This window comes from Nocardia lijiangensis NBRC 108240, from assembly GCF_001613045.1.
GTDB classification, from domain to species: Bacteria; Actinomycetota; Actinomycetes; order Mycobacteriales; family Mycobacteriaceae; genus Nocardia; species Nocardia lijiangensis.
Map to the genome: position 1 here is coordinate 200,527 of NZ_BDBP01000001.1, position 9,799 is coordinate 210,325.

Annotated in this window: 7 protein-coding genes; 1 reads left to right on the forward strand and 6 read right to left on the reverse strand. The window is 71.4% G+C overall.

From position 1 onward, the window contains the following. Nucleotides 1-255: 255 nt before the first annotated feature. From NL1_RS00905 to NL1_RS00930, 6 genes are all read right to left on the reverse strand, one after another. Nucleotides 256-1,044, reverse strand: a complete 789-nt coding sequence (locus NL1_RS00905; protein ID WP_373862509.1) for a 3-oxoacyl-ACP reductase — start codon at nt 1,042-1,044, stop codon at nt 256-258. Between the two features lie 16 nt (nt 1,045-1,060). Further along, on the reverse strand, nt 1,061-2,422 hold the full coding sequence (locus NL1_RS00910) for an aldehyde dehydrogenase family protein (RefSeq protein ID WP_067832896.1): 1,362 nt from the start codon (nt 2,420-2,422) through the stop codon (nt 1,061-1,063). Continuing rightward, complete coding sequence (locus tag NL1_RS00915) at nt 2,413-3,186, reverse strand: gamma-glutamyl-gamma-aminobutyrate hydrolase family protein (protein WP_067832899.1); 774 nt, start codon at nt 3,184-3,186, stop codon at nt 2,413-2,415. Before NL1_RS00915 ends, NL1_RS00910 begins: the two co-directional genes overlap by 10 nt. After that, nucleotides 3,167-4,531: a glutamine synthetase family protein gene (locus NL1_RS00920; RefSeq protein WP_084510190.1), complete on the reverse strand. Its 1,365-nt coding sequence runs from the start codon at nt 4,529-4,531 to the stop codon at nt 3,167-3,169. The genes NL1_RS00915 and NL1_RS00920 overlap by 20 nt, the downstream gene beginning before the upstream one ends. Nucleotides 4,532-4,620: 89 nt before the next feature. Beyond that, nucleotides 4,621-6,117: a bifunctional phosphatase PAP2/diacylglycerol kinase family protein gene (locus NL1_RS00925; protein WP_084510191.1), complete on the reverse strand. Its 1,497-nt coding sequence runs from the start codon at nt 6,115-6,117 to the stop codon at nt 4,621-4,623. A 25-nt stretch (nt 6,118-6,142) separates the two neighbouring features. Further along, entirely contained in the window at nt 6,143-7,048 is a 906-nt protein-coding gene (locus NL1_RS00930) for an NADP-dependent oxidoreductase (RefSeq protein WP_067832905.1), read from the reverse strand. A 254-nt stretch (nt 7,049-7,302) separates the two neighbouring features. Between NL1_RS00930 and NL1_RS00935 the strand changes: the two genes are divergently transcribed. Continuing rightward, nucleotides 7,303-9,799 (forward strand): glycosyl hydrolase family 65 domain-containing protein (locus NL1_RS00935; RefSeq protein WP_084510192.1); only part of this gene is annotated, 2,497 nt, incomplete at its 3' end.

The window sequence follows — 9,799 nt, forward strand, 5'->3', positions numbered from 1 at the left end:
CTCACCAACCCGCGCAACGGGCCACGATTCGTCCGTCCGGCCCACCCGCGAAAAACGGGAGGCCGGGCACGAAACAAACCGATACCCAGGTTTCACGAGGACCAAACAGCGGCGGACCTGCGCCACTGTTCAGCGCACACCCGGCCACCTGCACGGCAACCGGTAGATGTGATTGTCGTCACATAGGCGGGTGTGGCGGCATCGAGGGAGCGCCCGGACGGGCTCGAGCAGACCCGTCCGGACAACTACGAACCCCTAGATCGGCGTGACGTAGGCCCCAGAAATTCCGCCGTCGACGAGGAACTGCGAGGCGGTGATGAACGAGGCGTCGTCACTGGCGAGGAAGGCGACCGCGGCCGCGATCTCCTCCGGCTGCGCGAAGCGGCCGAGCGGGATGTGCACCAGGCGGCGGGCGGCCCGCTCCGGATCCTTGGCGAAGAGCTCCCGCAGCAGCGGCGTGTCCACCGGGCCGGGGCACAGCGCGTTCACGCGAATGCCCTGCCTGGCGAACTGGACGCCGAGTTCCCGGCTCATGGACAACACGCCGCCCTTGGAAGCGGTGTAGGAGATCTGCGAGGTGGCCGCGCCGAGCACCGCCACGAAGGAGGCGGTGTTGATGATCGAGCCCTTGCCGCGCACCAGCATGTGCTCGATAGCGTACTTGCTGCACAGGTACACCGAGGTCAGGTTCACCTCCTGCACCCGGCGCCACGCGTCGATGCCGGTGGTCAGGATCGAATCGTCTTCCGGCGGAGAGATTCCCGCGTTGTTGAAGGCGATGTCCAGCCCGCCGTAGGCCGCGACGGCGGCCTCGAACATCTCCCTGACCTGAGTCTCGTCGGTGACGTCCACCTTCACGAACAGTCCGTCGACCTCGGCCGCGGCGGCCTCGCCCGCGCCCGCGTCGATGTCGGCGACGACGACCTTGGCGCCCTCCGCCGCGAAGCGGCGCACCGTGGCCAGCCCGATCCCGCTGCCGCCGCCGGTGACGACGGCTACTCGATCCTGTAAGCGCTGCAACGCATCTCCTTCTCGGTGGCTCACTGTGCTCTTCGGTGGATCACTGTGTGGCGATGAAGACGTTCTTGGTCTCGGTGAAGGCCAGCGCGGCGTCCGGGCCGAGTTCGCGGCCGAGGCCGGACTGCTTGAACCCGCCGAACGGCGTCCAATACCGCACCGAGGAATGCGAGTTCACCGACAGGTTTCCGGCCTCGACGCCGCGGGAGACCCGCAGCGCTCTGCCGAGGTCGTTGGTCCAGACGGAACCGGACAGACCGTATTCGGTGTCGTTGGCGAGGCGCACCGCGTCGGCCTCGTCGTCGAACGGGAGCACCGCGACCACCGGACCGAAGACCTCCTCGGTGAGCACCCGATCGGCAGGCCCGGCGGGCAGCACGACCGTCGGCGGATACCAGAATCCGGGCCCGTCCGGGCGATGCCCGGTGAAGGCCACCTTCGTCGACGGCTCGACGAACCCGGCGACCCGCTCGCGGTGCGCGGCCGAGATGAGCGGACCCATCTCGGTGTCCTCCGCGCCGGGATCGCCGACCCGCACCCCGCGCACCGCGGGCTCCAGCAGTTCCATGAAGCGATCGAAGACGCTGCGCTCCACCAGGATTCGTGAGCGCGCGCAGCAGTCCTGTCCGGCATTGTCGAACACGCCGTACGGTGCGGTGGCGGCCGCCCGCTCCAGATCGGCGTCGGCGAACACGATGTTCGCGCTCTTGCCGCCCAGCTCCAGGGTCACCCGCTTCACCTGCTCGGCGCAGCCCGCCATGATCTGCTTGCCGACCTCCGTCGACCCGGTGAACACCACCTTGCGCACCGCGGGATGGGTGACGAACCGCTGCCCCACCACCGAGCCCTTGCCTGGCAGCACCTGGAACACGTCCTCGGGCAGTCCCGCCTCCCTGGCGAGCTCGCCGAGCCGCAGCGCGGTCAGCGGCGTCAGCTCGGCGGGCTTGAGCACCACCGCGTTTCCCGCGGCGAGCGCGGGCGCGAAACCCCAGGCCGCGATGGGCATCGGGAAGTTCCACGGCACGATGACGCCGACCACGCCGAGCGGTTCGTGAAAGGTGACGTCCAGGCCGCCCGCCACTGGAATCTGCTTGCCGGACAGGCGCTCCGGCATACCGGCGGCGAAATACAGTACGTCGCGGACGTTTCCGGCCTCCCAGCGGGCGTTGCCGATGGTGTGCCCGGCATTGTCCACCTCCAGCCGCGCCAGCCGCTCCAGATCCGCGTCGACCGCCTCGGCGAAGCGACGCAGCAGCCTGGCCCGGTCACCGGGCGCGACCTCGCGCCAGTCCCGCGCCGCGCGCTGCGCGCGCTCGATGGCGGCGTCGGTTCCCGCCGCGTCCGTCGCTTCGAGCGTCGCCACGACCTGCTCGGTCGCGGGATTCACCACCTGGGTTACCGCCATGCCGTCCGCTCCTCTCCTCCGACTCGTGTCCGTCGATAGGCCGCCGCCGCGACCACCAGTGCCCGCATCAGTCGATCATCGGCCGGGTCGGCCTCGGGATGCCACTGCACGCCGATCAGGAACGGCCCCTCGGGAAACTCCGCCGCCTCGATCGACCCGTCGCCCGAGCGCGCGCTCACCACGAGTCCGGGCGCGAGCGCGTCGATCGCCTGGTGGTGATGGCAGTGCGCCCGCAACTCGGGCCCGGCCAGGGCGGCCACTCGGGTGCCCGGCTCGGTCAGCACCTCGGTGATGCCGAAGGAGCCGCTCCCGCCCGAGTGTTCCTCGTGACCGACCACATCGGGCAGGTGCTGGATCAGGGTGCCGCCCAGCGCCACGTTGACCAGTTGCAGTCCGCGACACACCGCGAGAACCGGCACACCGGCCGCGCGGGCCAGCCCGAACAGGCCGAACTCCGACTCGTCCCGGTCCGGTCTGGTGTAGCCGAGCGCGGCGTCGGTCAGGTGCGCGCCGTAGCGGGCGGGGTCCACGTCCGCCCCGCCGGTGAGCACCAGGCCGTCCAGCCGTTCCACCAGCTCCGGCCGCGCGACGCCGGTGGGCGGCAGCAGCACCGGGATGCCGCCCGCCCGGTCGACCATGTCGATGTAGTCGTGTTGCAGCACCGCGCTTCGCGTGTCCCAGGTGCCGAATCGCGCCTGCTCCACGTAGGTCGGCAGCCCGATGACGGGGCGCGGGGCGGCGGCGTCAGAGTCGTTCGAATCCACGGGTTCGCTCCCAATCGGTCACGGCGGCGTCGAAGGCGTCCAGCTCCACCTGCGCCGCGTTCCGATAGTGTTCCACCACCTCCGTGCCGAAGGCGGTACGGGCCACGGCGCTCTCGCCGAACAGTTGCGCCGCCTCGCGCAGCGTCTTCGGCACCCGCGGGCGCTGCGAGCGATAGGCGTTGCCGTGGAACTCCGGCTCCAGCGGCAGCCGCCGCTCGATGCCGTGCAGCCCGGCCGCGAGCGAAGCCGCCACGGCGAGATAGGGATTCACGTCGCCGCCGGGGACACGATTCTCCACCCGCAGCGAGGGGCCCTCGCCGACCACCCGCAGCGCGCAGGTGCGATTGTCCCTGCCCCAGGCGAGCGCGGTGGGAGCGAAGCTGCCCGAGACGAAACGCTTGTAGGAGTTGATGTTCGGTGCCAGCAGGTAGGTGAATTCGCGCAGGCAGTCCAGTTGCCCCGCCACGAAGTGGCGCATCAGCGCGGAGGTGCCGTCCTTGCCGTCGCCCGCGAAGACCGGCTCGCCCGCCTCGCTGCGCAGACTCAGGTGGATGTGGCACGAGTTGCCTTCGCGCTCATTGTATTTCGCCATGAAAGTGATGCTGCGGCCCTCCTGCGCGGCGATCTCCTTGGCGCCCGTCTTGTAGATGCTGTGGTTGTCGCAGGTCACCATGGCCTCGTCGAAGCGGAAGGCGATCTCGTGCTGGCCGGGGTTGCATTCGCCCTTGGCCGACTCGACATACATTCCGGCACCGGCCATGTCGTTGCGGATCCGCCGCAGCACCGGCTCGACCCGGGACGTGCCGAGCATCGAGTAGTCGACGTTGTACTGGTTGGCGGGCCGCAGGTCGCGGTACCCCCGATCCCACGCGGATTCGTAGCTCTCGTCGAAGATCAGGAATTCGAGTTCGGTGCCGACGTAGGCGCGCAAGCCGTGCTCGGCCAGCCGGTCCAGCTGCTTGCGCAGTACCTGGCGCGGCGAGGCGGCCACCGGCGCGCCCGCCGGATGCACCTGCTCGACATCGCAGAGCACGAGCGCGGTGCCGGGCAGCCACGGCACCAGCCGCAACGTGCTCAGGTCGGGGCGCAGCACGAAGTCACCGTAACCGGTGTCCCACGACGACATCGCGTACCCGTCGACGGTGGTCATCTCGACGTCGACGGCCAGCAGATAGTTGCACGCCTCGGTCGCATGGTCGAGCACTTCGTCGACGAAATACCGTGCCGCGCAACGCTTTCCCTGCAATCGACCCTGCATGTCGGTCATCGCGACCAGCACCGTGTCGAGCTCCCCCGACTCGACGCGCTCCCGCAACTCCGCCAGCCCCAGCATCCCCGTTCGCATCCCACGGCCCCTCTCGGCGTCGACCCGTGCTCACGCTAGAACAAAAACCGACCGCGCGTGCGGGGACACGCAAACGCGAGATGGCACGCCTACTCCTCCGGCGGACGGAACAGGGCCAGTGCGGACGGGCGGCTGGCGAAGACGAAATCGCTTCCGCGGAGATCGACTTCGCCGTCGGTGGCGAGCGAGACCGGGTTCTCGGTGACGTGCACCGCGAGCCGGGGAACTTCTCTGTGCACGTAGGTGGCGGAACTGCCGAGGGTGCCGGTGAGCGCGGCCCAGACCAGGCGGGTGCGGGAGAAACGCACGTCGGCGCGAAGATAGCGGACGTCGAGTGTGCCGCGGTGCAACTCGGGACGCGCCATGGGGACTTGGTCGGCGGGGTGGTAGCGGCCGTTGCCGACGAACAGCATCCAGATGGCTGTCGGCACCCGGTCGATGACGGTGTGCAGCGGCTGCGCGCCGAGCAGCACCCGGATCATCGCGATGCCCGCCGCGGGCCATTTGCCCAGCCGCGGCTGCCACCGCTCGCGCAGCCGGACGAAGTCGGGGTAGCCGCCGAGGCTGGCGGTGTTGACGAAGATCCGCGCGCCGTCGTCGTCGAACCGCACCTCCGCCGCGTCGACTCGGACGACCGTGCCGTGTTCGAGTGCGGCGAGGGTCTGTTCGGCCGCGTCCACGCCCGCGTCCCTGGCGAAATGGTTGAGGGTGCCGTCGGCGAAGACCGCCAGCGGCACGCCGCACCGGACCGCCACCTCGGCCACCGAGGACACCGTGCCGTCCCCGCCGGAGACGCCGAGCGCGGTCACGTCGGTGCCGCGCAGGCGAGCGTCGAGTTGCACGCCGAGATCGCGTTCCGGGTCGATCTGCACGATCTGCGCCGCGGGCAGCCCGGCGCGCAGCTGCGCCGACGCCGGCGCGCCGTTGCCGCTGCCCGCCAAGGGGTTGGTGACCAACAGCAGGCCGTGCCCGTGCCGTACGGGGTCGACCTCCTCGGCGCGGCCGAGCAGCGCGGGTTCGTCGGCGCGCACCGCCCACCACCGGTGCGTGGCCAGCGCGATCGCCGAGCCGAGCAGCCCGCCCGCCACCACATCCGAGGGCCAGTGCACGCCGATGTGGACCCGGGAGTAGCCGACGGCGAGGGCGACGGGCGCGATCGCGGCGGCCGCCGCCGGACTCTCCAGCGCGACGCCGGTCGCGAAGGCAGCCGCCGAGGCGGCGTGGCCGGAGGGAAACGACGACGACACCGGCGGCCGGACCAGACGGCGAACGAACGGCACCGACTCGTCGGGCGGCCTGCGGCGCGGGAACACCGGCTTGGCGATGCCGTTGGCGATGCCGCTGGCCACTGCGCAGGCAAGCAGGCCGCGCGCGCCCGCCCGGCGCATCGGCCGGTTCCCGCACAGCATCAGTCCGGCGCCGACGCCGATCCACAGCCGATTGTGATTCGCGCTCATGCTCAGGCTGCGCAACAGCCGGTCGGCGGCTGTCGGCCGCACCTGCGCGCTCCGGCCGATCAGCCAGACATCGAGATTGCTGGCCAGTGCTGGCGGTGGCGCCGGCTTGCGGATCCGAGGCGGTCGCATCGCTCCAGCCTAATGACGGCCAGCGTCACTCGACGGTCAATACGACCTTGCCCGGTCCGCGGCCGTGCTGCATCTCCCGCTGCGCCGCGGCCGCCTCCGCCAGCGGAAAGACGCGCGCCGAACCGGGGAGACGGAATTCGCCGCGCGCGACACGCTCGGCGATCGCACCGAGCAGAGTGGCCGAACGCGGTCCGGCACCGGCCGAAAACACGATGCCGAGTTCGGCCGCCGCGCCGTCGGCGATGGTAACGATGCGATCGGTGCCGCCGCGCAGCTCGATCGCTGCGGGCAGCGCACCGTGCCCCGCGGCGTCGAACACCGCGTCGACACCGTCCGGCGCCAGCGCGCGCACCCGCTCGACCAGTCCGTCGCCGTACGGGGTCGGGGTCGCGCCGAGCGCGCGCACCAGATCCTGGTTGGCGGGCGAGGCCGTGCCGATAACGGTGACGCCTTCGGCGCGAGCCAGCTGCACCGCCATCGAGCCGACCGCCCCCGACGCACCGTTGACCAGCAGGGTCTCGCCCGCCTTCGGCCGCAGCAAGTCCAGCACCTTCGCCGCCGTGCTCACCGCGACCGGGAGCGCGGCGGCGTCCGCCCAGGCCAGGCCCGTGGGCTTGGGCGCGATCTCGGAGCTCAGCGCGTACTCGGCATAGCCGCCGCTCGTCCAGCCGATCACCTCGTCGCCGACCGCGACGCCGGTCGCGTCCGGTCCGAGCGCGTCCACCACGCCCGCCGCCTCGGCGCCGGGAAACTGCGGAAAGCTCGGCTCACCGAAAACCAATGCGCCCGAACGGATCTTCCAGTCGGCGGGATTGACTCCGGCGGCGCGCACCGCGATTCGCACCTGCTCGCCGGTCGGCTCCGGCGCAGCGATGTCCACGACCTGCAGCACGTCGGGTTCGCCGAACTCGTAGAACGCGATGGCGCGCATCCTGCCTGCCTTCCCGGCCCGATGCGGCCGTGGTCGATGGAGACGAACAACAGCCGACAGGATATGCCCCGCACCGAGCCGGACACCGCGGGCGGCGATTCCGCGGCACGGTGTGTCGATCAGCCGGAACGGGGAAACTCTCCTGGTACGAACTCCATCGCGAACCCTGGAGCCGATATCGGTTCGGCCGTCCACGAGTTGTCCGAGTGAATCGACCGTGCGCGCGGACGCCGCCGCGTACGACGGGAGGTGCGATGTCTTTCTCGGCCCGGCCTTTCCGGCCGATCCTGCTCGCGATCGCCGTGAGCACGGTGCTGGCGCTGGTGACGGCGGTGGCGCTGGTGGCCGGGCGCGACGAAGCCGCAGCGGAACGCGATGCGGCGTGCCCGGGCGCGGGCGTCGAGACCTCCGGATGGACACCGTCGAACACCGACGTGGACGCCCCGATCGACGGTCATCCCTTCGTCGGCAACGGCTATCTCGGGCTGCGGGTGCCGCCGCGCGGGACCGGCTACGTCCAGACCACCGAGCCGACCGGCTGGCCGCTGTACACCCCGGCCTATGACGGCGCGTTCGTCGCAGGTCTCTACGGGCACTCCCCCGGCGTCGCCGACGACCGCGAGGTGGCGGCGGCCATCCCGAACTGGTCGGGTCTGCTGGTCGAGGTCGGCGCGGAGACCTACTCCCCCGCGACGCCCGCCGCGCGGATCACGAACTTCGCGCAGACCCTGCACCTGCGCTGCGGGCTGGTGCGCACCGAGGCGACCTGGACCACGACGGACGGCCGGGCCACCGACCTGGTGTGCGACGTGTTCGCCGCCCGCCCCGATCAGCACGTCGGCGCGGTGCGACTGAGAGTGACGCCGCACTGGTCCGGCGAGCTGGTGCTGACCGATCTGCTCGACGGCGCGGGCGCTCGCCGTCTCCTGCCGACCGGCACGGGTCCGCGCGGCGACGCCACCGTCGGCGTCGGGTTCCGCACGGCGGGAACCGAAGTCGCGGGTGCGGTCGTGTCCGTCCTGGACGCCGGGCCCGGCGCGACGATCTCGCCGTCACCGCCGCGCGAGGATCTGAGCGCGAGCCAGCGGGCCCGAATTCCGGTGCGGGACGGCGAGTCCTATACCGCCGCCAAGTTCGTCGGCGTCGACACCGCGCACACCGCGGCCGATCCCGCCGCCTCCGCGTCGGCCGCCGCGCAGCGGGCCGCGGACGCGGGCTGGGCCGCGCTGCTCGCAGGCACCACCGAGACGTGGGCGGGCCTGTGGCGCGGCGACGTCGAGATCCCCGGCGAACCCGAGGTGCAGTCCTGGGCGCGCGGCGCGCTGTATTCGCTGTACTCGGCGAGCAATCCCGCGCAGGACAACAGCCTCTCGCCGGTCGGGCTCAGCAGCGACAACTACGCGGGCGCGGTGTTCTGGGACGCCGACATCTGGATGTTTCCCGCCCTCCTGCCTGTCGCGCCGGAGCTGGCGAGATCCGTTGTGGAGTACCGGTACAAGACGCTGCCCGCGGCGAAGGACAATGCCCGCCGCCTCGGTCTTCCCGGCGCGTTCTACCCCTGGACCAGCGCGACGGACGGCGATCTCGACGAGTGCCACAGCTGGGATCCGCCGCACTGCCTCATGCAGATTCACCTCCAGGGCGACGTCTCGCTGGCGGCCTGGCAGTACTACCTCGCCACCGGCGACGCGGACTATCTGCGCGAGCGCGGCTGGCCGATCATGAGCGCCCTCGCCGAATTCTGGGCCGCACGGGTGACACCGAATCCGGACGGCAGCTTCTCGCTCCGCGGTGTCGCGGGGCCCGACGAATACAGCAACGGCGTCGACGACGACGTCTACACCAACGCGGTCGCGGCGCTCGCGCTGCGCCACGCGGTACGCGCCGCCGAGATTCTCGGCGCGCCGCACCCCGCCGAGTGGACCGCCATCGCCGACGGTCTGCGCATGCCCTTCGACAACACGCACGGCGTGTTCGCCCAATTCGACGGCTACGCGGGCACTCCCATCAAACAGGCCGACACCGTGCTGCTCATCTACCCGCTGGAATGGCCGATGCCTGCCGACGTCGCGGCGCGGGTGCTCGAATACTATTCCGCGCGAACCGATCCCGACGGCCCGGCGATGACCGATTCGGTGCACGCCATCGACGCCGCGCACCTGGGCGCGCCCGGCTGCGCGACCCACACTTTCCTCGACCGCGCGGCCCGTCCGTTCGTGCGGTCACCGTTCGGGCAGTTCGCCGAGGCGCGCGGCCCGAAGGTAGGCGTCCGCGACCCCCTGGCGGGCGCACCCGCGTTCACTTTCGCCACCGCGGCGGGCGGCTTCCTGCAATCCCTCACCAACGGCCTGCTCGGACTGCGGCTGCGCGGCGACGCCGTCGAGGTGAACCCGACACTGCCGCCGCAGTTCGAACGCGGCGTGACCCTGCGCGGCATGCATTGGCAGGGACGCACTTTCGACGCGAAGATCGGCGCGCAGCGCACGACGGTGACGGTGACCGGCGGCGACCCGATGCCCCTGCGGACGCCGAGCGGAACCCACACCGCCGCACCCGGCGCCCCCGTGACGGTCGAGACCCGCCGTCCCGACCGCGCGCCCACCGGCAACCTCGCGCGGTGCCGTCCGGTCACCGGCTCGTCCACCGAGCCGGGCCGCTATCCGGACGCCGCGGTCGACGGCAGCACCGCTACCGGGTGGTCCCCCGACGGCGCGCACGGCAGCCTCACGGTCGACCTCGGCCGCTCGGTGC

Bases quoted from the DNA above. Each gene is read 5' to 3' on its own strand.
- NL1_RS00910 (WP_067832896.1), bottom strand. From the start codon at position 2,422: ATGGCGGTAACCCAGGTGGTGAATCCCGCGACCGAGCAGGTCGTGGCG.
- NL1_RS00920 (WP_084510190.1), bottom strand. From the start codon at position 4,531: ATGCGAACGGGGATGCTGGGGCTGGCGGAGTTGCGGGAGCGCGTCGAG.
- NL1_RS00925 (WP_084510191.1), bottom strand. From the start codon at position 6,117: ATGCGACCGCCTCGGATCCGCAAGCCGGCGCCACCGCCAGCACTGGCC.
- NL1_RS00930 (WP_067832905.1), bottom strand. From the start codon at position 7,048: ATGCGCGCCATCGCGTTCTACGAGTTCGGCGAACCCGACGTGCTGCAG.